Source organism: Vibrio sp. 1F279 (assembly GCF_041439815.1).
Taxonomy (GTDB): Bacteria; Pseudomonadota; Gammaproteobacteria; order Enterobacterales; family Vibrionaceae; genus Vibrio; species Vibrio tasmaniensis_A.
Genome location: NZ_JBGOOU010000010.1, coordinates 123,054 through 149,930 on the forward strand (window position 1 = coordinate 123,054; position 26,877 = coordinate 149,930).

Consider the following 26,877-nt stretch of genomic DNA (forward strand, 5'->3'; position numbering starts at 1 on the left):
TACAGAACTGTGATGACATTTTTGAAAATCGGAAATTATCAACTTAAGAACAATCTAATCGTCGCTCCTATGGCTGGCGTAACGGATAGACCATTCCGTGAGTTGTGTCTTCGTTACGGTGCGGGGATGGCAGTCAGTGAAATGATGTCCTCCAATCCGAAAGTTTGGAAAACGTCAAAATCTCAGCAGCGTATGGTACATGAAGGCGAATCGGGCATTCGTTCAGTACAAATCGCTGGTGCAGATCCACAGCTTATGGCCGAGGCTGCTCAATTCAATGTTGCTAACGGTGCGCAAATCATCGATATCAACATGGGTTGCCCAGCCAAAAAAGTGAATAAGAAGCTTGCGGGCTCAGCCCTACTTCAGCATCCAGAACTCATTGAAGATATTCTGAAGGCTGTGGTAAATGCTGTCGACGTTCCAGTAACGTTGAAAACGCGCACAGGCTGGGATACAGACAATAGAAACTGTGTCCAAATCGCGAAAATAGCCGAAGACTGCGGCATACAAGCTCTTGCCCTTCACGGGAGAACTCGCGCTTGTATGTACAAAGGTGAGGCAGAATACAAACACATTAAAGCAGCGAAACAAGCAGTATCTATTCCGGTTATCGCTAACGGTGATATCGATAGTCCGGAAAAAGCGAAGTTTGTGCTGGAGTACACCGGCGCTGATGCTTTAATGATAGGTCGACCTGCCCAAGGACGTCCTTGGATTTTTAACGAAATCCTACACTATTTGGAAAACGGCACCACGATGGACCCACTCCCGATTTCGGAAGTGAAAGACATCATGCTTGGTCATGTGCTCGCTCTACATGAATTTTATGGAGAGTTTTTAGGCCCTCGCATCGCTCGTAAGCATGTGGGTTGGTATCTAAAAGAGCATGAACAAGCGAGTGAGTTTCGCCGTACCTTCAACGCATTCGAAGCAGGTGATCTGCAGCTTGAAGCGCTAGAAGGTTTTTTTGATAACGTTGCACCATAATTACGAGAAGAGCTAGACCGAATATGTTCGAACAAAATCTGACTTCAGAAGCATTGACAGTAACTACAGTTACATCACAAGACCAAATCACGCAGAAGCCACTACGTGACTCAGTTAAAGCATCATTGAAAAATTACCTTGCTCAATTAAACGGTCAAGAAGTCAGCGAGTTATACGAATTAGTATTAGCTGAAGTTGAACAGCCACTACTAGACACTATCATGCAGTACACTCGCGGTAACCAAACTCGCGCAGCAACCATGATGGGTATTAACCGCGGTACTCTTCGCAAGAAACTTAAAAAATACGGCATGAACTAATCGTTCTTTCGTAATTTATTGAATTAGAAGCCGAGCTCTTTATTGAACTCGGCTTTTTTTTGTTTATATGGCAACAAGCGAACAATTATCAATCAATTAATGAGATGTAACGATTGATAACGTAATCACTACCGATATAATGACCCATTAATCTAATCGTCTGGAAGCTACATGCTTGATATGAAAAGGGAAGAATGGCTTAGCACACTGATCCGTGAACTGCCTGATCGTCATCTTCTGTTGGATACATCCGGACGTATTGTTGAAAACTTTGACAATCCAAATCACCACACAGTTTCAGAACTGTTGCCTCCCGCGGTTGAAAAGCAGCTGTTAGAGGCGGCAAAGCAAGCTTATTCCAGTCGCGAAATTCAATACATTCAATACTCTCTTGCGCCCTGTCAGCAACTTCAGCTTTCTATTGAACAACTTTTCGCTCAAGGGGAAGAATCTGCAGAATCAGACGATCGATATTTTGAATCGACATTAAAGCCATTGTATCTCTCGCCAGAAAAGCAATACGTGCTGTGGCAAGAGCGAGATATTACTAAAGCACAGCAACGTGAAGCTGAGCTGATAGAACTCGCTGAAATCGATGAGCTAACTGGGATTTTAAATAGACGTGCCTTTTTACTTGGGTTGGAAAAAGAGTTCAGTCAATCGCCTAAGGAAAGCTTAACGTGTTTGATGATAGACATAGACCACTTCAAAGAGATCAATGATCAAGTTGGCCACCTTTCTGGTGATGAGGTAATCGTTCAAGTCGCGAGTTTATGCCAACAGTCAATAGACTGCGATGATTATCTAGGTCGCTTGGGTGGCGAAGAATTCGGTGTCATTCTCACACACACCAGTGCCATTGAAGCTTATTACGTTGCGGAGACGATTCGTAAAACGATTGAATCAACGCCGTGTACCGTAGACGGCCACATCATCTACCCAACAGTCAGCATCGGTGTTGCTGAATACACACCACACCTTAAAACCATAAAAGAACTATTGGCTCAAGCAGATAGAGCCATGTACTCTTCAAAGCAGACTGGCCGCAACCAAGTCACGCTTTACCACAATAACCTACCCACTTTAAAAATTGACGCTCAACTAAGAGCCAAAATACTGCAAGCTTCCTAGGGTTATCAACCGTAGTAAACCTCTCTCACTAACGGAGATCTCTTCAGCTATTTACCATCAGCAGCACAGCATGAGCTTTGTTTATCTTCGCTCGCCAAAGCACCTAAGATAGAACAATGGCTCGCATCGTCATCTACATGACCGCAGCAAGCATCATTAATCTTCTTTAATGCCGTGCGTATTCTGCCAAGTTCACTGATTTTTTCATCAATAAGTGTCAGCTTTGCCGTTGTGATGGCTTTCACTTCCGAGCAACTGTGCTGCGTTGCTTCCAAGCGAATCTCGAGCAATTCCTTAATTTCATCTAAACTCAGCCCTAACGCTTTAGATTTAAGAATAAAGGTCACCTGTTTCTGATTGTTTTCATCATATAACCGATATCCTGAGTCACTGCGACTGGCAGGAGCAATCAGGTTACTTTTTTCATAAAACCGCAAGGTATCGGCTGTCACACCGCATCTTTTCGCTAATTCACCGATCTGAAACATGTTTTTCCCTACTGTTCCGTCCATTCCACAATTAACCTTATCGTTACTTTTCAGGCTGAAATGGCACTTTTCATAATTAATTTTGAGATGCCAAACGATTGCGCGAGCTTTTTTGTAATAAATTAGTTAGAATCTGCGCCATCAAATTTGGAGTTGGTTATCTTATAGCTTGATTATAAGAACACCCAAAAGGTCTTTACCAAAACTGGCCAATATTTTATCTCTTACTGGTATCTAAGATACTCCACGCTGAGAAGATAGAAACAAGTTCTTTTTTGGCAAATATCTTTATTTTAACCCCATGAATTTGAGGAAATGGAAGCATGAATAACGCTCGTCCAATTCGCCGCGCTCTCATCAGCGTATCAGACAAAACTGGTATCGTTGAATTTGCACAAGCTCTTGCTAACCGTGGTGTAGATATCCTATCTACCGGTGGCACTGCTCGCCTGCTTGCTGAAAAAGGCATCTCTGTAACAGAAGTATCTGACTACACTGGCTTCCCAGAAATGATGGATGGCCGTGTTAAGACTCTGCACCCGAAAGTTCATGGTGGTGTTCTAGGCCGTCGTGGCCAAGATGATGACGTGATGGAAACTCACGGTATCAACCCTATCGATATGGTTGTTGTAAACCTATACCCATTCGCAGAAACCGTTGCTAAAGAAGGTTGTACCCTTGCTGACGCTGTTGAGAACATCGACATCGGCGGTCCTACAATGGTTCGCTCTGCAGCGAAAAACCACAAAGACGTAGCGATCGTGGTAAACGCACACGACTACGAGCGCGTTGTTGCTGAAATGGACGCGAACGAGAAATCTCTAACGCTAGAGACTCGCTTCGACCTTGCTATCGCAGCATTCGAGCACACAGCTTCTTACGACGGCATGATCGCAAACTACTTCGGCACTATGGTTCCATCTTACGGTGCCTCTCTACTTGATGAAGAAGGAAAGAAGGCTGATGAAGAGTCTAAATTCCCTCGCACGTTCAACCAACAGTTCGAGAAGAAACAAGACATGCGCTACGGTGAGAACAGCCACCAAGCGGCAGCATTCTACGTTGAAGCAAACCCTGAAGAAGCATCTGTTTCTACTGCTCGCCAAATCCAAGGTAAAGCGCTTTCTTACAACAACATCGCTGACACTGACGCAGCACTTGAGTGTGTGAAAGAGTTCGACCAGCCAGCATGTGTAATTGTTAAGCACGCTAACCCATGTGGTGTTGCACTAGGTGAAGATATCCTAGAAGCTTACGACCGTGCATTCAAAACAGACCCAACGTCTGCATTTGGCGGCATCATCGCTTTCAACCGTGAGCTAGACGCTGCAACAGCAACGGCTATCACTGAGCGTCAATTCGTTGAAGTTATCATTGCACCATCTGTTTCTGCTGAAGCAGTAGCAATCGTAGCGGCTAAGAAAAACCTTCGCCTGCTTGAGTGCGGTGAGTGGACAACTAAGACAACTGGTTTTGACGTGAAACGCGTTAACGGCGGTTTGCTAGTTCAAGACCGCGACCAAGGCATGGTTTCTGAAGATGACCTGAAAGTGGTTTCTAAGCGTCAGCCAACAGCTGAAGAATTGAAAGATGCTCTATTCTGCTGGAAAGTAGCGAAGTACGTTAAATCTAACGCTATCGTTTACTCGAAAGGCGACATGACTATTGGTGTAGGCGCAGGCCAAATGAGCCGCGTTTACTCTGCGAAAATCGCAGGTATCAAAGCTGCAGACGAAGGTCTACAAGTTGAAGGTTGTGTGATGGCATCTGACGCGTTCTTCCCATTCCGTGACGGTATCGACGCGGCAGCAGAAGCGGGCATCAAGTGTGTTATCCAACCGGGCGGCTCTATGCGTGATGACGAAGTTATCGCAGCAGCAGACGAACACGGCATGGCGATGATCTTTACGGGCATGCGTCACTTCCGCCACTAATTTCCTCTTCGTATTTGGCACTGTGGCGTCGTTAGCTGCTTTCGCCCCCCCCCCGGTCACATAGTGGACTATGCTCCCGGGGATGGGCTCAATTGCTGCCTAGCCACATCACCAACTACTTTGAGCAAAACTTATAATTTTGTTTTTTAAATATTCCGATATTTGAAATACGTAGAGCAAGTCAGTGACTTTAGTTCAAGGAAAACACGCGGAGCTTATGACCATAAGTGAGCATGTTTGACACAGAAATAAAGGCTCTGAAGCAGCTATAAGGATTTTAAAACATGAATGTATTGATTATCGGTGCCGGCGGTCGTGAGCATGCTCTTGGTTGGAAAGCGGCACAAAACCCAAATGTTGAAACAGTATTCATCGCTCCAGGTAACGCAGGTACTGCGCTTGAATCTAAACTTGAAAACGTAAACATCGGTGTTGAAGACATCGCTGGTTTAGTGGCGTTTGCTCAAGAAAAGAAAATCGAACTGACTATCGTGGGCCCTGAAGCACCATTGGTTATTGGTGTTGTTGATGCATTCCGCGAAGTTGGCCTACCAATCTTCGGCCCAACTCAAGCGGCAGCACAGCTTGAAGGCTCTAAAGCATTCACCAAAGACTTCCTAGCTCGTCACGATATCCCAACAGGTTACTACTCAAACTTCACTGAGATCGAGCCAGCTATCGCTTACGTTCGCGAGCAAGGTGCTCCAATCGTAGTAAAAGCTGACGGCCTTGCGGCGGGTAAAGGCGTTATCGTTGCGATGACACTTGAAGAAGCTGAAGACGCAATCAAAGACATGCTAGCGGGCAACGCATTTGGCGAAGCAGGCAGTCGCGTGGTTATCGAAGAGTTCCTTGAAGGCGAAGAAGCAAGCTTCATCGTAATGGTTGACGGTTCTAGCGTTCTTCCTATGGCCACCAGCCAAGATCACAAACGTGTTGGCGACAAAGACACTGGCCCTAATACTGGCGGCATGGGTGCTTACTCTCCAGCTCCAGTGGTAACTCCTGAAATCCATAACCGCATCCTTGAGGAAGTTATCTACCCAACGGTACGTGGTATGGACGCAGAAGGCGCACCTTACACTGGTTTCCTTTACGCAGGACTAATGATCGATACTGACGGCACGCCTAAGGTTATCGAATATAACTGCCGCTTTGGCGACCCTGAAACGCAACCTATCATGATGCGTATGGAGTCAGACCTTGTTGAACTTTGCCTAATGGCTATCGATGAGAAGCTAGACGAAGCAGAATCAAAGTGGGACCCACGCGCTTCTATCGGTGTTGTTCTTGCGGCTGGCGGTTACCCTGCTGACTACGCAAAAGGTGACGTTATTTCACTGCCAACCAGCGAAGTTGAAGGCCAAAAGGTTTTCCACGCGGGTACGACAAATAACGAAGCTGGCGACGTTGTGACAAACGGTGGCCGTGTACTTTGTGCAACGGCACTGGGTAATACGGTTTCTGAAGCTCAGGAGCGCGCTTACGCGTTGACGAAGCAAGTTAGCTGGAATGGTATGTTCCACCGCAATGACATCGGTTACCGTGCGATTGCGCGCGAGCAAGAACAGTAATCAGTCTACGACTCGCTTATGTTCGAATGACCGCAAGCAAGTAACAACAGAAAAGGCGCCTCGGTTGGCGCCTTTTTTATTGCTTAATCTGTCCTGGGGTCTGTTCCTTTACACACAAATAAGCACTGACCTACAGCGGGTAAATTCTCTGAACCCTTTTAAATACGCTCTATTCTTTCAACAATGATGGTCTTGTAACACACTGATGGTTGTCATCTGCCAACATCAAAAATTCAGCAACAGATAGTTTTCTGAGAGACTCCTTGCCGACAAAAGCACCATAGCTCTCTACAGACGACAAACGGTTAATCACAAAATTAGGTAGTGTTTGATTAAATTCAATGTCAGAAAATTGCTTACCAGAGCAAGTCTGGAACGTTTTGCCATTCCAGTAACCCTGAACCAGTCTGAGCCCTTCGTCATGCTGCTTCATCGTAGTTTCTAAAACCGACTTGGCTTCTTTCTGGTAGCTTTCAAGTTGCTTAACTTGGATAGGCAAAATTTTGCTATCAATACGATACTGCTGATATACAGCTTCGCCTGACTTATTAAAACGCACATGGACACTATACTGAACCAGCTCATTAGAAGAATTACGTTGCTCACCTTCACGAATAAATTCACGAAGTATACCTTCCGACCAAGCATAGTCCGTTTGGTACCAGCCGTAATCGCCTACAGTGACGTAGTCAGCTGAAGTATGAGGTTGTGTTAGCTTGTTTGTAACCCAGTAGAAACTTGTCGCGTCGCCCATGACTTGGCCGCCGGTATGAGTTTCAAATTGCTCTAGGTTTTTGCGAGGGCTGGTTGATGAACAGCCAATGAGAAATGTAGATAATAGTGAAACGAGAAGAAATGCTTTTTTCATAAAAACCTGTACCGAGGTGGAATACGACTACCTCGGTACAGTTTAGATTATTTCACTGAATCTTTCAGCGCTTTACCTGCAACAAATGCTGGAACATTTGCAGCAGCGATTTGGATCTCGTCACCAGTTTTTGGGTTACGACCAGTGCGAGCTGCACGGTGGTTTACTTTAAAAGTACCAAAACCAATTAGCTGAACTTGATCGCCATCTTTAAGAGCATCTGTAACACCGCCAAGAGTCGCTTCTAGAGCAGCTTTAGCTTGTGCTTTAGAAAGGTCCGCTTTTTCAGCAATAAAGTCGATTAATTGAGTCTTGTTCATTTTAGGTTTCCCTTCTTTGTATTTTTGAATTCGATTCACTCTAAAACATAAATGCCCCATCTGGCAAAGGTTTGTCGTCGATCTTTAGCTCTAATGCCGTAGTTTTAGCCATAATATGAGTAATAACTCACAATTTGTTACTGATTTTACTGAGCAAGCCCTTGTTTAAAAGGGGCTGAGAGCAAAATTAATGATGACCTAGCCACTACTTATTCTCTATAATCCACGCTGAATCGCTGCTAAAGCGTACAATTTAATTTAAGGGCAAACATGCTGCTGCTAACTATTTACGTCTCCATTGCTATTGGAGTTTCTTTCATTTGTTCTGTTTTGGAAGCTGTACTTTTGAGTATTAGTCCGAGCTACATTGCTCAACTAAAACAAAATGGGCATCCTGCAGCAGAGTCATTAGACAAACTGAAAACCGACATTGACCGCCCGCTTGCGTCAATTTTAACGCTCAACACCATCGCGCACACCATCGGTGCAGCGACAGCGGGTGCACAAGCAGCAGTCGTTTTTGGTAGCCAATGGTTAGGCGTATTCTCTGCCGTATTAACTCTGGGTATTTTAGTTCTGTCTGAGATTGTTCCAAAAACCATTGGCGCGACCTACTGGCGTCAACTTGCCCCAGCATCATCAAATGTGCTTCGCTGGATGGTCTTTTTCCTAACACCATTTGTGTGGTTCTCAGAGCAAATTACCAAACGTTTAGCTCGCGGCCACCAGGCACCAAAAATGCGTGATGAGCTATCTGCAATGGCTATTTTGGCAAAAGAGAGCGGTGAATTTGCTGAAGGTGAATCAAAAATCCTGAGCAATCTGTTAGGTATTCAAGATGTGCCCGTGACTCAAGTCATGACACCACGCCCTGTTGTATTCCGCGTCGATGCAGAAATGAGTGTCAATACGTTCCTAGAACAACACAAAGACACACCATTCTCACGCCCACTGGTTTACAGCGAGCAAACTGACAATATCATCGGTTTTGTCCACCGCTTAGAGCTGTTTAGATTGCAGCAAGCGGGTTGTGGTGAGAAGGCTCTGGGTGAAGTGATGCGCCCTATCCACGTCTTGCTAAACAACATGGGCTTAGCTAAGGCCTTTGACCAAATGATGGCAAACCGCCTGCAACTGTCTTTAGTTGTGGACGAGTACGGCACAATTCAGGGCATCATCACCCTAGAAGATATCTTTGAACACCTAGTGGGTGAAGAGATTGTCGACGAAGCAGATAAAACCACAGACATGCAAGAACTGGCGTTCCAACGCTGGGAAACGTGGAAAGAGACACACGGTGTTATCGAAAACCGCGATGAAGAGGACGAGCTAGAAGAAAAAACTCTAGCAGATAACGACACCTCAGACTCAAAGTCAGCGGATGAAAGCAAGGTTCAAAAAGAAGACAAGAAAGACGCTTAATCTAAATTTGATAGCGTCAGATACAACAAAGGCTCCCTAGGGAGCCTTTGTTTCTATTCGTACTTTGATGCAATTGCAGATTATAGTGCAACACCAATGTTACTGACAGGGTCTTCACGCAGTTCGTGGCGTAGGTCTTTGATCAGCTCTAAGTCACGCTCAGTCGTTTCACGTAGAGGTCGGAAAATGGCCCACTGAACGTCCCACTCTTCACATACCGCTTCGTTTTCTTTCTGGTTTTCGTTCGTCACTTCTTCAGCGCCTTGAGCAAACTCAAGCTCAGCAACCGTCTTCACCGATTGTTGACTCACTTTAATTACCGCTTCCAACATATGCTCACGATCAAGTAGACCATGGATTAATGTTGCTAAGCCTTGGCATGCGTCCATTGCAGGGTAAACACCATAGAAATCAAAATCATCTGCGCTAGGGAATAGCTCTTCTACTTTCTCAAGTTGACGCTCAAAGTTCACCTTTGCCGTTTTAACGGTTAGGATTTCCCAAATGCTATCCAAAACATCACGGTAGATTCGAGCTTCCGCAAATTCTGTATTCTCACAAAACATGGCATAGTTAGGATACATACGCTCACATAGACACGCCATAAAAGTAATTTGTTGCCAAGGTTCTAACTTTTCAAGACGAACCTGCAGTGGATTCTGAAGCATAGTCACTCAATAATTGCAGAAAAAGACAGCGAAAGTGTACTTGATAAACCCTGGGGGGAAAAGGTAAGCCGATGAACAATTTTACGAATTAAGCTCTATATTCTTACCGAGCATGACGATACCTATACGCAACTGATTCTAAACCAAGGGTTACCTGACCTCGAAATCACTCAAAACCCCGAATTAGCTGAGATCGTACTGGCAGCTCCTCCTTTAATAGCGGAGCGACTTAATGAGTTTAAAAATCTAGACTGGATGCAAAGTACCTATGCAGGAATCAATAAACTCACTCAGCCGGATCTGCGCCAAGATTATACGCTGACCAACGTCAAAGGCATCTTCGGCCCTGCGATTGCTGAATACGTGTTGGGTTACACGATCAGCCACTGTAGACACTTTCCTCACTACCACCAGCAACAAGTACAACGAAACTGGCAGCCACAGCTTTATACTAGCCTAACTGACAAAACCATGGTGATTTTAGGAACGGGGTCAATTGGCAGTCATTTAGCTAAAACCGCTGCTGCTTTTGGTATTCACACCATAGGTGTCAACCGGACAGGTATCCCATCAAAGCAAGAAACCTTCAAAGAAACTTTCCACATTAATGAATTAGAAGCCGCCCTCAAGCAAGCGGATATTGTAGTGAACACATTGCCATCAACGGATGATACCTACCAACTACTGAATCAAACCACCTTAAGCTACTGCTCTAACGTATTGCTGTTTAATGTGGGACGTGGGGAAAGCGTAGATAATAAAGCGTTACTGCTTGCGATTAAGAATAAATGGGTTGAACACGCTTTCTTAGATGTCTTTGAATGCGAACCTCTCACACAAGAACACCCGTTTTGGAAATTGCCTCAAGTAACCATCACACCACACATTGCGGCTCTAAGTGAGCCAAGACAGGTCGTGGAGATCTTCGCCAATAATTACCAACAATGGCGAGATGGTTTTACACTTAATCACACCATTGATTTTGATAAAGGCTACTGATGTTCTCGTCACTGCTCACCGAGATACGACAATGCACCGCTTGTGAACCTCATTTATCACACGGTGCAAACCCAGTGATTCAGGCACACCCAAACGCGCGCTTGTTAATCATAGGCCAAGCACCCGGTATTAAGGTTCATGAATCATCTATCCCTTGGAACGACGCCAGTGGCGAGCGATTGAGAGAATGGCTAGAGATGGACAGCGATACGTTTTATGACGAACAAAAAGTCGCGATTGTCCCGATGGGCTTTTGCTATCCAGGAAAGGGAAAAAGTGGCGATCTACCGCCTCGAAAGGAGTGCGCTGCGCTATGGCACAAAAAAGTACTGCAATCACTGCCCAACATCCAAATGACCTTGCTGATTGGTCAGTATGCGCAAAACTATTATCTAAAAGATAAAGCCACCAGCACACTCACTGAAACGGTACGTAACTGGCAGGCTTGGGCTCCAGAATTTTTGCCACTTCCCCACCCTTCACCACGTAATAATATCTGGCTCAAGAAAAACCCATGGTTCGAAAGTGAAGTCATTCCCTATATCAGGAAGCACGTATCAGAGCATTTGGCCTGCCATGACCCAAATGCCTAATTAGCTGCACATCAACGATGATTTAGCCGATATTGAGTGCGGATAGAAAGATAATAAAAAAGCGCTGCCGATTTCTCGACAGCGCTTTTTCTAAAAACACATACTGAATTACTTATGGTATGGCTTAGATAGGTCGTGAACTGCGTCCACAAATACACCAGCATTTTCTGGTGGCACATCTAGGTGAATACCATGGCCAAGGTTAAATACGTGGCCAGTACCGCCGTCACCAAAACCTTCAAGGATAGTGCCGACTTCTTCACGAATACGCTCAGGTTGTGCGTAAAGTACTGATGGGTCCATGTTGCCTTGTAGAGCCACTTTATCGCCAATACGTGCTTTTGCATCAGCAATATTGATTGTCCAGTCTAGCCCAACTGCATCACAGCCAGTCGCTGCGATAGATTCTAGCCACATGCCACCGTTCTTAGTGAACAGAGTAACCGGTACACGGCGACCTTCATTTTCACGAATTAGGCCATCGACAATTTTGTGCATGTACTGCAGTGAGAACAGGTTGTAGTCACGCGGAGTAAGTACACCACCCCATGTGTCGAATACCATTACCGATTGTGCGCCTGCTTTAATTTGCGCGTTCAGGTATTCAATAACAGTGTCAGCCAGCTTATCTAGAAGTAAGTGCAGCGTTTGTGGCTCTGCATACATCATCTTCTTGATCTTAGTGAACGCCTTCGAGCTGCTGCCTTCAACCATGTAAGTTGCCAATGTCCAAGGACTACCAGAGAAACCAATCAGTGGCACTTCGCCTTTCAGGTCTTTACGGATCTGACGAACGGCATTCATTACGTATTGAAGTTCACCTTCAGGATCCGGTAGGCCAATCTTTTCTACGTCAGCTTTACATGTGATAGGGCGTTCAAACTTAGGGCCTTCACCTGTTTCGAAGTACAAACCTAACCCCATCGCATCTGGGATAGTTAGGATGTCAGAGAACAAGATTGCCGCATCAAGCGGGAAACGACGTAAAGGTTGAAGTGTTACTTCTGATGCTAGTTCAGCGTTTTTGCACAAAGACATGAAATCGCCCGCTTCAGCGCGCGTTGCTTTGTACTCTGGAAGATAGCGGCCAGCTTGGCGCATCATCCATACCGGTGTGTAATCAACAGGCTGTTTTAAAAGTGCGCGTAAATAGCGATCGTTTTTTAATTCGGTCATTCCGTTAAATTCCAATTCAATCTTGTCTAGTTTTGATGGCAAGTATTCTAACACTGATTGAAGGGTAAAAGCTGTGTGCTTTGCAACCTAGATCAAGTTATTAACTTTTAAATCCATGCTTAATTTGCACCCAATTACAGGAGCATGTTAAAAATTTTTTCGCTAGCGAAAATTACAATTATAACAACTGAGTAGTCACTACTCAGCATCTCATAACGACATCTTACTTACCCCCTCCACTTGTGGAGGGTTTTTTTTAGTGTTTGACCACCCATAGGCCAAATACTATCACAGGTAATTTAATGTTCTAGTTCTTGCTCCGCGACGCCGGCTTTCCTTATGTCATCGACTGTATTCTCAATCAATTGTCTCGCAATCGTTCCGACTGGAGCAACATCAGGTAGGCTTGTTACGTCAAACCATTGGGCATCCGACAGTTCACTGTAATCGGGTTTAAGCGTACCACCAGCATAATCTGCAAGAAAGCCCATCATCATACTCGATGGAAACGCCCATGGCTGGCTACCAAAGTAACGAATGTTACTCACATCGATCCCCGTTTCTTCTTTGACTTCTCGCGCCACACACTGCTCTAGGGTTTCTCCAACCTCTAGGAAGCCCGCTATTACCGTGTACATACCCGTTTTATGCCTTGGGTGCTGCGCAAGTAATATCTTGTTGTCGTTTCGTACAGCGACAATGATGCACGGGAAGATACGAGGGTAATGAAGCGTTCGGCAGTCTCCACACTGCATCGCCACCTGATTATGATTGAGATGATTACGACCGCCGCACTGAGGGCAAAAACGCATACTTTGTGTCATGTTCCCATACTGGATAGCTTTGCTTGCGATCAGAAAACTTGATTCAGGCCAGTGAAGCAAATCTCTTAGGCTGACCATGCTCAGATCAATCTCCACATCGCAATCGTTGAGCCAATACACCTTACGACCTTGATGCTGACCAATGCAGATTGCATGCTCGACATCCAGCCCTAGCTCTTCAGCTGAGCCATAAGGAAACTGATCATTATTAACCCAAATATCACTACCTGAAACGACGCACCAATAAGCTTGCTCTGTCATTTTGTTATCACTTTTTTTTAACATCCCTATGCCTCATTGCTTGCAGTTCGTTCATTTTACTGGCAATCTGATTTCATACTAGAGTTGTAGCAGAGAATAATTCAAACTATTACTTTTAGTAGCTACCAATAAAACGGACCCTGCTTAGGCAATTACTTGATCACAAGGTTGTGATCAGATCATGAGGACATGGTCATGCTAAATAAATTCAAACAAATACAAGAACAATGGGGTGGCTCTAATGAGGTCATCGATCATTGGCTCGAAACTCGACAGTCTCTAATCGTTGAGTATTGTAAGCTAGGTGCCTTGCAGCCAGCTAGCAATGGGCAATCAAACGTTGTTGAACTCCCTTCTCCTAAAGAAATAAGCTCATTCTGCGATCATGTTGTCGATTATATCTCAGAGGGTCATTTTAAGATCTACGATATGGTCATGAAAAAATGGCAAGCAACAGGCTTTAAAACCAATGACGAGATTGATACAACTTACGCGAAGATCGTACTTACAACCGAGCCGCTTCTAGAGTTCAATGATAAGTACGTTAAAGTAAGTGCAGACGATGAGTTGCCTAACTTCGAAGGAGATATGTCAAAAGTAGGTGAACTACTCGAAGTACGTTTTGAAGTAGAAGATAATCTTATCCAGCTTATTGCAGACAGTTTAGCGATTCCACCAGGCGCTTAGTTAGCTGAATCCTTAATAAGCTTGCCTCTGTGCAAGCTTTTTGTTTTGTCTGTAAGGTTATCCAAACTACCCAGAACCTTTCAGACAGAGCTTACTCGCTCGCCCTGACCTTTAGCCATAAGCATATGGTTACAGCCCTAATCAGCCTAATCATCTCTACCCTTTATCTTACTGGCCTCAAAGAGCACTCTTCAGGACATAAATCCAACCCCACCAGCTAGATAATCACACCTATCACTTTATAAGTCATAGCTAAATACCAATACGCCAGATACAAAAAAGGCACCCGAAGGTGCCTTTTTTCTTATCTCTTAGAGACTACTCGTAGAGCTTACTCTTCTGAAGAGAAACCAGCGTTTAGAAGTGCTGCTAGATTGTCAGTAGCTTGCTCAGCTGAAGGACCTTCTTGCTCTTCTTCACGTTGCTTTTGACGCTCTTGGTGGTATGCGAAACCAGTACCAGCTGGGATAAGACGACCAACAATTACGTTCTCTTTCAGGCCGCGAAGGTCATCACGCTTACCAGAAACCGCAGCTTCTGTTAGTACGCGAGTCGTTTCTTGGAACGATGCAGCTGAGATGAATGACTCAGTTGCAAGAGATGCTTTAGTAATACCTAGTAGATCACGTTCGAAACGCACTAGTTCTTTACCTTCAGCTTCTAGCTTACGGTTAGCAATCTTAACATTGTGGTACTCAACTTGTTCGCCAGGTAGGAACGGAGAGTCACCAGAATGTGTGATTGTACACTTACGTAGCATTTGACGAACGATAGTCTCGATGTGCTTATCGTTAATCTTTACGCCTTGTAAGCGGTAAACTTCTTGAACTTCGTTCGCGATGTACTGAGTCACAGCGTGGATACCACGTAGACGCAGGATATCGTGTGGAGTTTCAGGACCGTCGGCGATTACATCACCACGTTCAATCTTCTCACCTTCGAACACGTTCAATTGACGGTGCTTAGGAATCATCTCTTCGTAAGCGTCACCGCCTTCACGAGTGATTACTAGACGACGCTTACCTTTCGTTTCTTTACCGAAAGACACAGTACCTGTGTGCTCAGCAAGGATCGCAGGCTCTTTAGGCTTACGAGCTTCGAATAGGTCAGCTACGCGTGGTAGACCACCGGTGATATCTTTGTTTCCGCTCGATTTTTGAGGGATACGAGATAGTGTGTCACCAATGCCAACTTCAGCGCCATCTTCGATGTTTACAATCGCTTTGCCAGGTAGGAAGTAGTGAGCTGGCATATCAGTACCAGGAATCATTACGTCGTTACCTTGCTCATCAACAAGTTTGATAGCTGGACGCATATCTTTACCTGCTGCTGGGCGAGCTGCTGCGTCTGTTACTTCACTTGAAGAAAGACCCGTTAGATCGTCAGTTTGACGAGAAACTGTAATACCATCGATCATATCTACGAATTGGATACGACCTGCCACTTCAGTGATGATTGGCATGGTATGCGCTTCCCAGTTAGCTACAACTTCACCAGCAGTAACTGCTGCGTTGTCGCCTTTGGTTAGCATCGAACCGTAAGGAAGTTTGTGCTTCTCTTTCGTACGGCCGAATTCATCAATAATCGTCATCTCAGATGCACGAGAAGTGATAACCAGTTTCTTATCTTTGTTAACTACAAACTTAGCATTGTGAAGTTTCACAGTACCAGTTGTCTTAGCTTGGATGCTGTTCTCTGCTGCTGCAGTAGATGCCGCACCACCGATGTGGAACGTACGCATCGTTAGCTGTGTACCCGGTTCACCGATAGATTGTGCAGCGATAACACCAACTGCTTCACCTTGGTTCACTAGGTGACCACGTGCTAGGTCACGACCGTAACACTGTGCACAACAACCGAAGTCTGCATCACAGGTAACAACAGAGCGCACTTTCATGCTATCTACTGAGTTGTCTTCCATGATTTGACACCACTTCTCATCAATCAGAGTATTACGTGGAATCAGTACATCTTCAGTACCAGGCTTAAGAACGTCTTCAGCTACTACACGACCTAGAGCAAGCTCAGAAAGTGCAACTTTAACGTCACCACCTTCGATGTGAGGCATCATGTCGATACCTTCATGCGTGCCACAGTCATGTTCGTGTACTACAACGTCTTGAGCAACGTCTACTAGACGACGAGTTAGGTAACCCGAGTTTGCTGTTTTCAGTGCTGTATCCGCAAGACCCTTACGAGCACCGTGCGTTGAGATAAAGTACTGAAGGACGTTTAGACCTTCTTTAAAGTTCGCTGTGATCGGCGTTTCGATGATTGAACCATCTGGACGCGCCATCAGACCACGCATACCTGCTAGCTGACGAATCTGAGCTGCAGAACCACGTGCGCCCGAGTCAGCCATCATGTAGATGCTGTTGAACGATTCTTGCTGTTCTTCTTCGCCGTCACGGTTGATAACTGTTTCAGAAGATAGGTTATCCATCATTGCTTTCGCAACGCGGTCATTCGTAGATGCCCAGATATCGATAACTTTGTTGTAACGCTCACCCGCAGTAACAAGACCTGATTGGAATTGCTCTTGGATTTCACGAACTTCTTCTTCAGCAGATTCAATTTCATCGTATTTCGCTTGAGGAACAACCATATCGTTGATACCTACAGAAACACCAGAAAGTGCCGCGTATGCGAAACCTGCGTACATGATTTGGTCAGCAAATACTACTGTATCTTTTAGACCAAGCTTACGGTAACACTCGTTAAGAAGAGTAGAGATCTGCTTCTTACCTAACTTTTGGTTAACGATGCTGTACGGTAGGCCAGCTGGAACGATCTGCCATAGCATTGCACGACCTACAGTCGTATCAACTAGGCCAGTATTCGTTGTGCTATTGCCGTCTTCATCTACTACAGTTTCAGTGATACGTACTTTAACGCGAGCGTGTAGCTCAGCAGTCTTAGTACGGTATGCCTTTTCAGCCTCTGCAGGGCCAGCAAGGTACATACCTTCACCTTTCACGTTGATCTTGTCACGTGTCATGTAGTAAAGACCCAATACAACGTCCTGAGAAGGTACGATGATTGGATCACCTGATGCTGGCGACAGAATGTTATTCGTCGACATCATTAGGGTACGAGCTTCAAGCTGTGCTTCTAGAGTTAGAGGCACGTGTACAGCCATTTGGTCACCATCGAAGTCGGCGTTGTATGCCGCACACACTAGTGGGTGAAGCTGAATCGCTTTACCTTCGATTAGTACTGGTTCAAACGCTTGGATACCTAGACGGTGAAGTGTAGGTGCACGGTTAAGCAGTACTGGGTGTTCACGGATAACTTCGTCTAGGATATCCCAAACGATCGCTTCTTCGCGCTCTACCATTTTCTTAGCAGCTTTGATTGTCGTAGCCATGCCACGAGTTTCTAGCTTGCTGTAGATGAACGGCTTAAATAGCTCAAGTGCCATCTTCTTAGGAAGACCACACTGATGTAGACGAAGGTATGGACCAACTGTGATTACAGAACGGCCAGAATAGTCTACACGTTTACCTAGAAGGTTCTGACGGAAACGACCTTGTTTACCCTTGATCATATCAGCAAGAGATTTCAGAGGACGCTTGTTAGAACCCGTGATCGCACGACCGCGACGACCGTTATCTAGAAGGGCATCAACAGACTCTTGCAGCATACGCTTTTCGTTACGTACGATGATGTCTGGAGCCGCTAGCTCTAGAAGACGCTTCAAACGGTTGTTACGGTTGATCACACGACGGTAAAGGTCGTTCAGATCAGAAGTCGCAAAACGACCGCCATCTAGTGGTACTAGAGGGCGTAGATCTGGCGGTAGCACTGGAAGTACAGTCAGGATCATCCACTCAGGCTTGTTGCCTGACGAAATGAACGCTTCAACTAGCTTCAAACGCTTAGTAACTTTCTTACGCTTAGTTTCAGAGTTAGTTGTTTCCAACTCTTCGCGCATTTCTTCCACTTCTTGATGAAGGTCCATTGTTGAAAGCAGATCTTTGATCGCTTCAGCACCCATCTTAGCAGTGAATTCGTCACCCCATTCTTCTAGACGATCCAGATACTCTTCTTCAGTAAGCATCTGAGATTTTTCTAGATCAGTCATACCCGGTTCAGTTACTACGTACATTTCGAAGTAAAGAACACGTTCGATATCACGCAGAGGGATATCCATTAGTAGACCGATACGAGACGGTAGTGATTTTAGGAACCAGATGTGAGCAACTGGTGAAGCAAGCTCGATGTGGCCCATACGGTCACGACGAACTTTAGTTTGTGTAACTTCAACGCCACACTTCTCACAGATAACACCACGGTGCTTCAGGCGCTTGTATTTGCCACAAAGACATTCGTAGTCTTTAACTGGACCAAAAATACGTGCACAGAACAGACCATCACGTTCAGGTTTGAACGTACGATAGTTAATTGTTTCTGGCTTTTTAACTTCACCAAAAGACCACGAACGGATCGTGTCTGGTGAAGATAGACCGATTTTGATTGCATCAAATTCTTCGGTCTTATGCTGTGCTTTTAGAAAGTTTAATAAGTCTTTCACGTTCAGCTCCTGTAAGGAGTTAAAGGAGCTCACCGACTAAAGTGAGCCCCCTTTACCAAGTAATCCAATCTTCTTTATAAAAAAGAGGGATTACTCTTCGTCTTCTAGCTCGATGTTGATACCTAGCGAGCGAATCTCTTTCAACAGTACGTTGAACGACTCTGGCATGCCAGGTTCCATGCTATGGTTACCATCTACGATGTTCTTGTACATCTTAGTACGGCCGTTAACGTCATCCGACTTAACTGTTAGCATTTCTTGTAGAGTATATGCAGCACCGTATGCTTCTAGTGCCCATACTTCCATCTCACCGAAACGCTGACCACCGAACTGAGCTTTACCACCAAGTGGTTGCTGAGTTACTAGGCTGTAAGAACCAGTTGAACGAGCATGCATCTTGTCATCAACCAAGTGGTTCAGTTTCAGCATGTACATGTAACCAACAGTTACAGGACGCTCAAACGAATCACCAGTACGACCATCAAACAGTTTAAGCTGACCAGATTCTGGCAGATCACCCAGTTTAAGTAGTTCTTTGATTAGAGACTCAGAAGCACCGTCGAACACAGGTGTAGCAATCGGTAGACCGCCACGTAGGTTCTTGATCAGTGTACGAACTTGATCATCAGACAGTTCAGCAATATCAACTTTCTGACGAGTATCGCCAAGATCGTAAACCTTCTGTAGGAACTCACGGAACTTATGCAGTTCTTGTTGTTCCTTAACCATTTGGTTGATCTTGTCACCGATACCTTTCGCAGCCAAACCTAAGTGAACTTCTAGGATCTGACCGATGTTCATACGCGATGGTACACCCAGCGGGTTAAGTACGATGTCTACAGGCTGACCTTTCTCATCGTATGGCATGTCTTCAACAGGGTTAATCTTAGAGATTACACCTTTGTTACCGTGACGACCGGCCATCTTATCACCAGGCTGGATACGACGTTTAACCGCTAGGTAAACTTTAACAATCTTAAGAACGCCAGGCGCTAGATCATCACCTTGAGTGATTTTACGACGCTTAGTTTCAAACTTCTTATCGAAGTCTGCTTTTAGCTCATCCCACTGCTCAGCAAGTTGCTCAAGCTGTGTTTGTAGCGCATCGTCTTCTAGAACTTGCTCTAGCCATTGCTTACGACCGATAGTATCAAGCTTAGCTTCAGAGTAACCACCAGACAGAAGTACAGCTTTAACACGGTTAAGAAGGCCACCCTCAAGAATTTGGAACTCTTCAGTTAGATCTTTCTTAGCTTCTTTAAGCTGCATCTGTTCGATTTCAAGTGCACGTTTGTCTTTCTCTACGCCATCGCGAGTGAAGACTTGTACATCGATGATAGTACCCGAAACAGAGTTTGGTACACGTAGAGAAGTATCTTTAACATCAGATGCTTTCTCACCGAAGATAGCACGTAGTAGCTTCTCTTCAGGAGTCAGTTGAGTTTCACCTTTAGGGGTTACTTTACCAACTAGGATGTCGCCACCCTTAACTTCAGCACCAATGTAAACGATACCTGACTCGTCTAGTTTAGACAGAGCAGACTCACCTACGTTTGGAATATCAGCTGTGATCTCTTCAGAACCCAGCTTAGTATCACGAGCCACACAAGATAGTTCTTGAATGTGGATTGTCGTGAAACGGTCTTCTTGAACTACGCGCTCAGATACTAAGATCGAGTCTTCGAAGTTGTAACCGTTCCAAGGCATGAATGCGATACGCATGTTTTGGCCAAGAGCTAGTTCACCAAGGTCTGTTGAAGGACCGTCAGCAAGAACATCGCCGCGTGCAACTGGTTCACCAGGAAGTACAGTTGGACGTTGGTTAATACATGTGTTTTGGTTCGAACGCGTGTACTTAGTCAGGTTGTAGATATCGATACCAGCTTCGCCAGGTACCAATTCATCTTCGTTAACCTTAACTACGATACGAGAAGCGTCAACAGACTGAACTTGACCACCACGTTTAGCAACCGCTGTAACACCAGAGTCAACTGCGATGTTACGTTCGATACCCGTACCTACTAGAGGCTTATCAGCTCTCAGTGTTGGTACAGCTTGACGTTGCATGTTGGCACCCATCAATGCACGGTTCGCATCATCGTGTTCTAGGAACGGGATAAGCGAAGCAGCGATAGATACTACTTGGTTTGTCGCAACGTCCATGTAGTCAACGTGATCGCGTGGGTGAAGACCAGATTCACCTTTTTGACGAGCTGTGATTAGCTCATCTGCAAACGTACCTTCTTCAGTAAGAATGGTGTTTGCTTGCGCGATTACGAATTGACCTTCCTGGATTGCAGACAGGTAATCAACTTCTTCTGTTACTACACCATCTACTACACGACGGTACGGAGTTTCTAGGAAACCGTAATCGTTACAACGTGCAAATGCAGATAGCGAGTTAATTAGACCGATGTTTGGACCTTCAGGCGTTTCGATCGGACATAGACGACCGTAGTGAGTTACGTGAACGTCACGTACTTCGAAGCCTGCGCGCTCACGAGTAAGGCCACCAGGACCTAAAGCAGAGATACGACGCTTGTGCGTAACTTCTGACAATGGGTTGTTTTGGTCCATAAACTGTGAAAGCTGTGAAGAGCCAAAGAATTCTTTAACTGCAGCAGAGATCGGCTTAGCGTTGATAAGGTCTTGAGGCATGATTGCATCAAGGTCACCAAGGCTTAGACGTTCTTTAACGGCACGTTCTACACGAACTAGACCAACACGGAATTGGTTTTCTGCCATTTCACCTACAGAACGGATACGACGGTTGCCAAGGTGGTCGATATCGTCCACTTCACCAATGCCGTTACGGATACCAATCAGTTTCTTCATCACTTCGATGATGTCTGATTCATCCAGAGTACCGCGCTCTTCTTCTTCTTCACGCTCGATAGAGCTGTTGAATTTCATACGGCCTACAGTTGATAGGTCGTAACGATCTTCAGAGAAGAATAGGCTTTCGAACAGTGATTCTGCAGCTTCTTTCGTTGGTGGCTCGCCAGGACGCATCATGCGGTAGATTTCTACCAATGCAGAGATGCGATCTACTGTGCTATCCGCACGTAGAGTGTCTGACATGAATGGACCATGGTCTAGGTCATTCGTGAACAGCACTTCTAGAGTCTTGTGACCTGCTTGAGACAGGTTAGCAAGTGCTTCTAGGCTAATCTCTTGGTTTGCGCCAACGATGATCTCGCCAGTTGCTTCGTTGATGTAATCTTTCGCAGCAATCTTTTCAACGATGTACTCTACTGGTACTTCGATGTGCTCAACGCCATCTTTTTCAAGTTGACGGATATGGCGAGCAGTTACACGACGACCAGTCTCAACGTAAGTTTTGCCGTTTGCTTCGATGTCGAATGACGCAGTTTCACCACGTAGACGATCAGGAACCAACTCCATAAGTAGAGTTTGGTCTTTAACTTCGAAGTTCACTTTGTCGAAGAACAGATCTAGGATCTCTTCAGTCGATTTACCAAGTGCACGAAGGATAATCGATGCTGGTAGCTTACGACGACGGTCGATACGTACGAATAAGTTATCCTTAGGATCGAACTCAAAGTCTAACCATGAGCCACGGTAAGGAATTACACGTGCGTTATAAAGAACTTTACCTGATGAGTGGGTCTTACCCTTATCACTGTCGAAGAACACGCCTGGGCTTCGGTGCAGCTGGGATACGATAACCCTCTCGGTACCATTAATTACGAAAGTACCATTGTCTGTCATAAGCGGAATTTCGCCCATGTAGACTTCTTGTTCTTTAATGTCTTTTACAGTACCTGCTGGTGCATCTCGATCAAAGATAACTAGACGTAGTTTTACGCGTAGTGGCTTTGAGTAAGTAACACCGCGGATTTGACATTCTTTAACGTCAAAAACTGGCTCACCAAGACGGTAGCTAACGTATTGCAGCTCAGAATTGCCGTTGTAGCTCTGAATTGGAAATACAGAACGGAAAGCAGCTTCAAGACCGTATTGACCTTCAGGATCCTGTTCGATGAATTTGTCGAAAGAATCAAGCTGGATCGATAACAGGTATGGAATGTCCAAAACTTGTGGACGAGTACCAAAATCCTTACGGATGCGCTTTTTCTCGGTATAAGAGTAAACCATGGGGTTCCTCAGCTCGCTGATAAGTGACCCAAACCACCCAAAACACTCTTCAGAGGGGGCGGTGACAAACAGCTGTTTACTGTAGTGAACAATCATTTCGAAAAAATGACTGTTTTTTTGCTTGGATTATGACGGTTAAACAGCGGAAATTTCGTCATAGCCCTACAGCGCAAAAAGGCCGGTGGTTAATAAACCACCAGCCATTAGCCTTGCGGCTAAGAAATTAAGTAATAATTACTTAACTTCAACAGAAGCGCCAGCTTCTTCTAGCTGTGCTTTAAGAGCTTCAGCTTCAGCTTTATCAACGCCTTCTTTAAGCGCTGCAGGAGCTGAGTCTACAAGACCTTTAGCTTCTTTAAGACCTAGGCCAGTTGCGCCACGTACAGCTTTGATAACTTGTACTTTGTTAGCGCCAGCAGCAGTTAGGATTACGTCGAATTCAGTTTGCTCAGCAGCAGCTTCAGCAGAAGCACCACCAGCTACAACTGCAGCAGCAGCAGTAACACCGAATTTCTCTTCCATAGCTTCGATAAGCTCAACAACTTGCATTACAGACATTTCTGCAACTGCGTCTAGGATTTGCTCGTTAGTAATAGACATAACAATTCTCTTTTAAGTCAACAATAAGTTTAAATAGCAACCAGTGAAAAGCAAGGCTTAAGCCGCAGCTTCTTCTTTTTGGTCGCGAACAGCAGCGATAGTACGAACCAGCTTGCCAGCAGAAGCTTCTTTCATGCACATCATTAGGCGTGCGATAGCTTCGTCGTAAGTTGGTAGTGTCGCTAGTACTTCAGCATCAGTAACTGCGCCTTCAAATGCAGCAGCTTTGATCTCGAAATCTTTATTCTCTTTAGCGAAGTCTTTGAAAAGACGCGCTGCAGCACCTGGGTGCTCATTAGAGAATGCGATCAGAGTTGGACCAGTGAAAGTGTCAGTTAGACACTCGTAGTCTGTACCCTGAATCGCACGGCGTGCTAGTGTGTTACGAACAACTCTCATGTAAACACCCGCTTCGCGAGCTTGTTTACGTAGAGAAGTCATTGCGCCAACAGTAACGCCACGAGAATCAGCTACAACTGCAGAAAGTGCACCACTGGCAGCTTCGTTGACTTCAGCAACAATTGCTTTTTTGTCTTGAAGATTTAAAGCCATTTGGATTAACCTCTGGTTGTGATTACAGCACTCATACAAAATGTAATGAGCGTTTACGATGTTATTTAAAAATGAATAAATTCACCTCAAACCACAACATCGCCTACGTAGGTTTTATTAAGCCATATCTCCGAAGAGTACAGCGCCTACGGTCTTGGGACGGATGACCTGAATTGCTTCAAAAACCACCCAACCACAAATATTAGGCGCAGAAGTATACACTAAATCTGCGCCGAAGCAAATTAGTTTGCTTGAGTGTCAAGACTAGCTTGATCAACAGTAACACCAGCACCCATTGTAGTAGAGATGCTTACTTTCTTCAGGAAAGTACCTTTCGCTGAAGAAGGCTTAGCTTTCTTAAGAGCAACTAGAAGTGCTTCTAGGTTCTCTTGAAGCTGGTTAGCTTCGAAAGATGCTTTGCCGATAGTAGTGTGGATGATACCGTTCTTGTCGTTACGGTAACGAACCTGCCCAGCTTTAGCGTTCTTAACCGCTTCAGCAACGTTAGGAGTTACAGTACCAACTTTAGGGTTTGGCATAAGGCCGCGTGGACCTAGGATTGTACCTAGTTGACCAACAACACGCATTGCATCAGGAGAAGCAACAACAACGTCGAAGTTCATTTCGCCTTTTTTCACTTGCTCAGCAAGATCTTCCATACCAACGATATCTGCGCCAGCTGCTTTAGCTGCTTCTGCGTTTGCACCTTGAGTGAACACAGCAACGCGGATGTCACGGCCAGTACCGTGAGGTAGCACAGTTGCGCCACGTACGTTTTGGTCAGATTTACGAGCATCGATGCCTAGGTTAACAGCAACATCTACAGACTCAACGAATTTAGCAGTAGCTAGTTCTTTAAGAAGAGCAACAGCTTCGTTGATTTCGTATTCTTTAGTTACTTCAACTTTGTCGCGGATTACGCGCATACGCTTAGTAAGTTTTGCCATGATCTTATCCCTCTACCACTAGGCCCATTGAACGAGCAGTACCAGCAATAGAACGCTTCATTGCTTCGATGTCAGCACCAGTCATATCAGCAGCTTTAGTTTCTGCGATTTCCTGAACTTGAGCGTCAGTTACAGTACCAACTTTCTCAGTGTTTGGACGACCTGAACCAGACTTAACGCCAGCAGCTTTCTTAAGAAGAACAGCAGCAGGTGGAGTCTTAGTTACGAACGTGAAAGAACGGTCGTTGTAAACAGTAATTACTACTGGAGTAGGTAGACCTTTCTCAACAGATTCTGTTTTTGCGTTGAACGCTTTACAGAATTCCATGATGTTCACGCCGTGTTGACCTAGAGCAGGACCAACCGGTGGACTTGGGTTTGCCATACCAGCTGCAACTTGCAGTTTGATATAAGCTTCAACTTTCTTAGCCATGATATTTCCTAATTTTTGGGTACATGCGCTAGCCCTGAGGCAAGCTCCCCTTAATTTCAATTAACTCTTTCTTACTTCGATAGAAGTAAAAAGGCGCGAAATTATAATCATAATTCGCGCCTTTAACAACCCTAAAAAGGTGGTTTTTTATACTCTTTTATTTTGAACAACTTATGAAGTATTTATCCACAGCTTGTTCAAAAGTTAGAGTTTTAGTCCAGCTTTTCAACTTGACCAAATTCAAGCTCAACCGGTGTTGCACGACCAAAGATCGATACAGATACCTTAATGCGGCTTTTCTCGTAATCTACTTCTTCAACTGTACCGTTGAAATCAGCAAACGGACCATCGTTCACACGAACCACTTCACCCGCTTCGAACATTGTCTTAGGACGTGGAGACTCGCTCGCTTTCTCTAGACGGTTCAAGATAGCATCAGCTTCTTTGTCAGTGATTGGTGCAGGACGATCAGAGGTACCACCAATGAAGCCCATAACACGAGGAATGCTGCGTACTAAGTGCCATGATTCATCATTCATGATCATTTGCACTAATACGTAGCCAGGGAAGAACTTACGTTCGCTTTTACGGCGTTGACCTGCACGCATTTCCACTACTTCTTCAGTAGGTACTAAAACGTCACCAAAGAATTCTTCCATGTCGTGCATTTTAATATGTTCGCGTAACGATTGAGATACACGACCTTCATAGCCAGAAAAGGCTTGAACTACATACCAACGTTTTTTTGGAGCTTCACTCATGAATCAGAACCCTCTACACTCCAGTTGCTAGAGAAACTAAACGGACCATAATGCCGTCAATTCCCCAAAGCACTAGAGACATAACAATACATACAGCTAAAACGATCAATGTAGTTTGCATAGTTTCTTGGCGAGTAGGCCAAACAACTTTACGAATCTCCATACGAGATTCTTTTGCAAAATCGATCGCAGCTTTACCTTTAGTTGTTGTTGCTGCAACGCCTAGTGCGGCAGCAATCAGCACAACTACACCTGCAGCGCGAATTACAACAGACAATTCACCATACAGGTAATTACCCACAACAGCAGCAGCCAACAGTACAAAAGCGACTACCCACTTCATTGTATCTGCTGCACCTGAGCTATCAGGAGTTTCAGCGTTTGCTTTCATAAAACCAACCTGTGATAAGTCTTAAATATAGACGACAATAACCCCGCTGTTGCAGGGCACATTCCTTTGCGTTGCAAAACAACACATCTAACAGTCATTTTAGTTAAAAAGACCGTTTAATTCTTTGCTAAGAGTTAAAATTGATGTCAAAACACCCAACTCTTTTTTCAGCGCAGAAAAAGGGCATCAAATGATGCCCTTTTTACTAGTGGTTCGTCAAATCTTATGCAAAGATTTTAGCTACAACACCAGCACCAACTGTACGGCCACCTTCGCGGATTGCGA

Annotated in this window: 23 protein-coding genes; 9 read left to right on the forward strand and 14 right to left on the reverse strand. The window is 45.0% G+C overall.

Annotated elements, in window-relative coordinates; translation table 11 throughout:
• Positions 1–21: 21 nt before the first annotated feature.
• From dusB to ACED60_RS10090, 3 genes are all read left to right on the forward strand, one after another.
• The gene (gene dusB / locus ACED60_RS10080; RefSeq protein WP_009844689.1) at positions 22–990 is read left to right on the forward strand and encodes a tRNA dihydrouridine synthase DusB; all 969 of its coding nucleotides are present in this window, start codon (positions 22–24) and stop codon (positions 988–990) included.
• Between the two features lie 23 nt (positions 991–1,013).
• On the forward strand, positions 1,014–1,310 hold the full coding sequence (fis, locus tag ACED60_RS10085; RefSeq protein ID WP_004729744.1) for a DNA-binding transcriptional regulator Fis: 297 nt from the start codon (positions 1,014–1,016) through the stop codon (positions 1,308–1,310).
• Positions 1,311–1,481: 171 nt separating this feature from the next.
• Positions 1,482–2,441, forward strand: a complete 960-nt coding sequence (locus tag ACED60_RS10090; RefSeq protein WP_371727429.1) for a GGDEF domain-containing protein — start codon at positions 1,482–1,484, stop codon at positions 2,439–2,441.
• Positions 2,442–2,488: 47 nt separating this feature from the next.
• Here ACED60_RS10090 and zntR read toward each other — a convergent pair whose 3' ends face one another.
• Positions 2,489–2,929 carry a Zn(2+)-responsive transcriptional regulator gene (gene zntR / locus ACED60_RS10095; protein WP_009844687.1) on the reverse strand — a complete coding sequence of 147 codons (441 nt, stop codon included), beginning with the start codon at positions 2,927–2,929 and terminating at the stop codon, positions 2,489–2,491.
• 323 nt (positions 2,930–3,252) lie between these two features.
• Between zntR and purH the strand changes: the two genes are divergently transcribed.
• Together purH and purD are read left to right on the forward strand one after the other, a co-directional pair.
• Positions 3,253–4,863: a bifunctional phosphoribosylaminoimidazolecarboxamide formyltransferase/IMP cyclohydrolase gene (gene purH / locus ACED60_RS10100; RefSeq protein ID WP_371727431.1), complete on the forward strand. Its 1,611-nt coding sequence runs from the start codon at positions 3,253–3,255 to the stop codon at positions 4,861–4,863.
• 284 nt (positions 4,864–5,147) lie between these two features.
• Positions 5,148–6,437 carry a phosphoribosylamine--glycine ligase gene (gene purD, locus ACED60_RS10105; RefSeq protein WP_371727432.1) on the forward strand — a complete coding sequence of 430 codons (1,290 nt, stop codon included), beginning with the start codon at positions 5,148–5,150 and terminating at the stop codon, positions 6,435–6,437.
• A 169-nt stretch (positions 6,438–6,606) separates the two neighbouring features.
• Here the strand turns inward: purD and ACED60_RS10110 are convergent, their stop codons facing one another.
• Positions 6,607–7,305: a DUF1481 domain-containing protein gene (locus ACED60_RS10110; protein WP_371727433.1), complete on the reverse strand. Its 699-nt coding sequence runs from the start codon at positions 7,303–7,305 to the stop codon at positions 6,607–6,609.
• Between the two features lie 47 nt (positions 7,306–7,352).
• Positions 7,353–7,625 carry a nucleoid-associated protein HU-alpha gene (gene hupA / locus ACED60_RS10115; RefSeq protein WP_004729753.1) on the reverse strand — a complete coding sequence of 91 codons (273 nt, stop codon included), beginning with the start codon at positions 7,623–7,625 and terminating at the stop codon, positions 7,353–7,355.
• 270 nt (positions 7,626–7,895) lie between these two features.
• Here hupA and ACED60_RS10120 point away from each other — a divergent pair, with 270 nt between their 5' ends.
• Complete coding sequence (locus ACED60_RS10120; protein WP_009844683.1) at positions 7,896–9,047, forward strand: CNNM domain-containing protein; 1,152 nt, start codon at positions 7,896–7,898, stop codon at positions 9,045–9,047.
• Between the two features lie 80 nt (positions 9,048–9,127).
• On the opposite strand, the gene ACED60_RS10125 is transcribed toward ACED60_RS10120, so the two are convergent.
• Entirely contained in the window at positions 9,128–9,715 is a 588-nt protein-coding gene (locus tag ACED60_RS10125; protein ID WP_017055908.1) for a YjaG family protein, read from the reverse strand.
• A gap of 255 nt (positions 9,716–9,970) precedes the next feature.
• Here ACED60_RS10125 and ACED60_RS10130 point away from each other — a divergent pair, with 255 nt between their 5' ends.
• The gene (locus tag ACED60_RS10130; protein ID WP_371727434.1) at positions 9,971–10,714 is read left to right on the forward strand and encodes a D-2-hydroxyacid dehydrogenase; all 744 of its coding nucleotides are present in this window, start codon (positions 9,971–9,973) and stop codon (positions 10,712–10,714) included.
• The gene (locus ACED60_RS10135) at positions 10,714–11,307 is read left to right on the forward strand and encodes a uracil-DNA glycosylase family protein (RefSeq protein ID WP_065679891.1); all 594 of its coding nucleotides are present in this window, start codon (positions 10,714–10,716) and stop codon (positions 11,305–11,307) included. Before ACED60_RS10130 ends, ACED60_RS10135 begins: the two co-directional genes overlap by 1 nt.
• A gap of 108 nt (positions 11,308–11,415) precedes the next feature.
• On the opposite strand, the gene hemE is transcribed toward ACED60_RS10135, so the two are convergent.
• Positions 11,416–12,483: a uroporphyrinogen decarboxylase gene (gene hemE / locus ACED60_RS10140; RefSeq protein ID WP_004729761.1), complete on the reverse strand. Its 1,068-nt coding sequence runs from the start codon at positions 12,481–12,483 to the stop codon at positions 11,416–11,418.
• Positions 12,484–12,782: 299 nt separating this feature from the next.
• Positions 12,783–13,592: an NAD(+) diphosphatase gene (nudC, locus tag ACED60_RS10145; RefSeq protein ID WP_009844679.1), complete on the reverse strand. Its 810-nt coding sequence runs from the start codon at positions 13,590–13,592 to the stop codon at positions 12,783–12,785.
• A gap of 165 nt (positions 13,593–13,757) precedes the next feature.
• Here nudC and ACED60_RS10150 point away from each other — a divergent pair, with 165 nt between their 5' ends.
• Entirely contained in the window at positions 13,758–14,255 is a 498-nt protein-coding gene (locus ACED60_RS10150) for an Rsd/AlgQ family anti-sigma factor (protein WP_012604999.1), read from the forward strand.
• Between the two features lie 331 nt (positions 14,256–14,586).
• Here ACED60_RS10150 and rpoC read toward each other — a convergent pair whose 3' ends face one another.
• From rpoC to secE, 8 genes are all read right to left on the reverse strand, one after another.
• A complete protein-coding gene (rpoC, locus tag ACED60_RS10155; protein ID WP_009844676.1) occupies positions 14,587–18,789 on the reverse strand; it encodes a DNA-directed RNA polymerase subunit beta' in 4,203 nt (1,400 codons plus the stop codon).
• Positions 18,790–18,879: 90 nt separating this feature from the next.
• Positions 18,880–22,908, reverse strand: a complete 4,029-nt coding sequence (gene rpoB, locus ACED60_RS10160; protein ID WP_009844675.1) for a DNA-directed RNA polymerase subunit beta — start codon at positions 22,906–22,908, stop codon at positions 18,880–18,882.
• A 234-nt stretch (positions 22,909–23,142) separates the two neighbouring features.
• Positions 23,143–23,508 carry a 50S ribosomal protein L7/L12 gene (gene rplL, locus ACED60_RS10165; protein WP_009844674.1) on the reverse strand — a complete coding sequence of 122 codons (366 nt, stop codon included), beginning with the start codon at positions 23,506–23,508 and terminating at the stop codon, positions 23,143–23,145.
• Positions 23,509–23,565: 57 nt separating this feature from the next.
• A complete protein-coding gene (gene rplJ, locus ACED60_RS10170) occupies positions 23,566–24,060 on the reverse strand; it encodes a 50S ribosomal protein L10 (protein WP_009844673.1) in 495 nt (164 codons plus the stop codon).
• 242 nt (positions 24,061–24,302) lie between these two features.
• Positions 24,303–25,007, reverse strand: a complete 705-nt coding sequence (gene rplA, locus ACED60_RS10175; RefSeq protein ID WP_012605004.1) for a 50S ribosomal protein L1 — start codon at positions 25,005–25,007, stop codon at positions 24,303–24,305.
• A 4-nt stretch (positions 25,008–25,011) separates the two neighbouring features.
• On the reverse strand, positions 25,012–25,440 hold the full coding sequence (gene rplK / locus ACED60_RS10180) for a 50S ribosomal protein L11 (RefSeq protein ID WP_010435555.1): 429 nt from the start codon (positions 25,438–25,440) through the stop codon (positions 25,012–25,014).
• 212 nt (positions 25,441–25,652) lie between these two features.
• Positions 25,653–26,201 (reverse strand): transcription termination/antitermination protein NusG, encoded by a 549-nt coding sequence (nusG, locus tag ACED60_RS10185; RefSeq protein ID WP_012605006.1) that lies wholly within the window; start codon positions 26,199–26,201, stop codon positions 25,653–25,655.
• 13 nt (positions 26,202–26,214) lie between these two features.
• Complete coding sequence (gene secE / locus ACED60_RS10190; RefSeq protein ID WP_017096511.1) at positions 26,215–26,592, reverse strand: preprotein translocase subunit SecE; 378 nt, start codon at positions 26,590–26,592, stop codon at positions 26,215–26,217.
• Between the last annotated feature and the right edge of the window lie 285 nt (positions 26,593–26,877).

Coding starts and splice junctions, on each gene's coding strand:
- rplA (WP_012605004.1), bottom strand. CDS start 25,007: ATGGCAAAACTTACTAAGCGTATGCGCGTAATCCGCGACAAAGTTGAA.
- ACED60_RS10090 (WP_371727429.1), top strand. CDS start 1,482: ATGCTTGATATGAAAAGGGAAGAATGGCTTAGCACACTGATCCGTGAA.
- secE (WP_017096511.1), bottom strand. CDS start 26,592: ATGAAAGCAAACGCTGAAACTCCTGATAGCTCAGGTGCAGCAGATACA.
- ACED60_RS10110 (WP_371727433.1), bottom strand. CDS start 7,305: ATGAAAAAAGCATTTCTTCTCGTTTCACTATTATCTACATTTCTCATT.
- purD (WP_371727432.1), top strand. CDS start 5,148: ATGAATGTATTGATTATCGGTGCCGGCGGTCGTGAGCATGCTCTTGGT.
- ACED60_RS10125 (WP_017055908.1), bottom strand. CDS start 9,715: ATGCTTCAGAATCCACTGCAGGTTCGTCTTGAAAAGTTAGAACCTTGG.
- nudC (WP_009844679.1), bottom strand. CDS start 13,592: ATGTTAAAAAAAAGTGATAACAAAATGACAGAGCAAGCTTATTGGTGC.
- purH (WP_371727431.1), top strand. CDS start 3,253: ATGAATAACGCTCGTCCAATTCGCCGCGCTCTCATCAGCGTATCAGAC.
- ACED60_RS10130 (WP_371727434.1), top strand. CDS start 9,971: ATGCAAAGTACCTATGCAGGAATCAATAAACTCACTCAGCCGGATCTG.
- rplJ (WP_009844673.1), bottom strand. CDS start 24,060: ATGGCTTTAAATCTTCAAGACAAAAAAGCAATTGTTGCTGAAGTCAAC.
- ACED60_RS10135 (WP_065679891.1), top strand. CDS start 10,714: ATGTTCTCGTCACTGCTCACCGAGATACGACAATGCACCGCTTGTGAA.
- fis (WP_004729744.1), top strand. CDS start 1,014: ATGTTCGAACAAAATCTGACTTCAGAAGCATTGACAGTAACTACAGTT.
- zntR (WP_009844687.1), bottom strand. CDS start 2,929: ATGTTTCAGATCGGTGAATTAGCGAAAAGATGCGGTGTGACAGCCGAT.
- ACED60_RS10120 (WP_009844683.1), top strand. CDS start 7,896: ATGCTGCTGCTAACTATTTACGTCTCCATTGCTATTGGAGTTTCTTTC.
- nusG (WP_012605006.1), bottom strand. CDS start 26,201: ATGAGTGAAGCTCCAAAAAAACGTTGGTATGTAGTTCAAGCCTTTTCT.
- hupA (WP_004729753.1), bottom strand. CDS start 7,625: ATGAACAAGACTCAATTAATCGACTTTATTGCTGAAAAAGCGGACCTT.
- rplL (WP_009844674.1), bottom strand. CDS start 23,508: ATGTCTATTACTAACGAGCAAATCCTAGACGCAGTTGCAGAAATGTCT.
- ACED60_RS10150 (WP_012604999.1), top strand. CDS start 13,758: ATGGTCATGCTAAATAAATTCAAACAAATACAAGAACAATGGGGTGGC.
- hemE (WP_004729761.1), bottom strand. CDS start 12,483: ATGACCGAATTAAAAAACGATCGCTATTTACGCGCACTTTTAAAACAG.
- rplK (WP_010435555.1), bottom strand. CDS start 25,440: ATGGCTAAGAAAGTTGAAGCTTATATCAAACTGCAAGTTGCAGCTGGT.
- rpoB (WP_009844675.1), bottom strand. CDS start 22,908: ATGGTTTACTCTTATACCGAGAAAAAGCGCATCCGTAAGGATTTTGGT.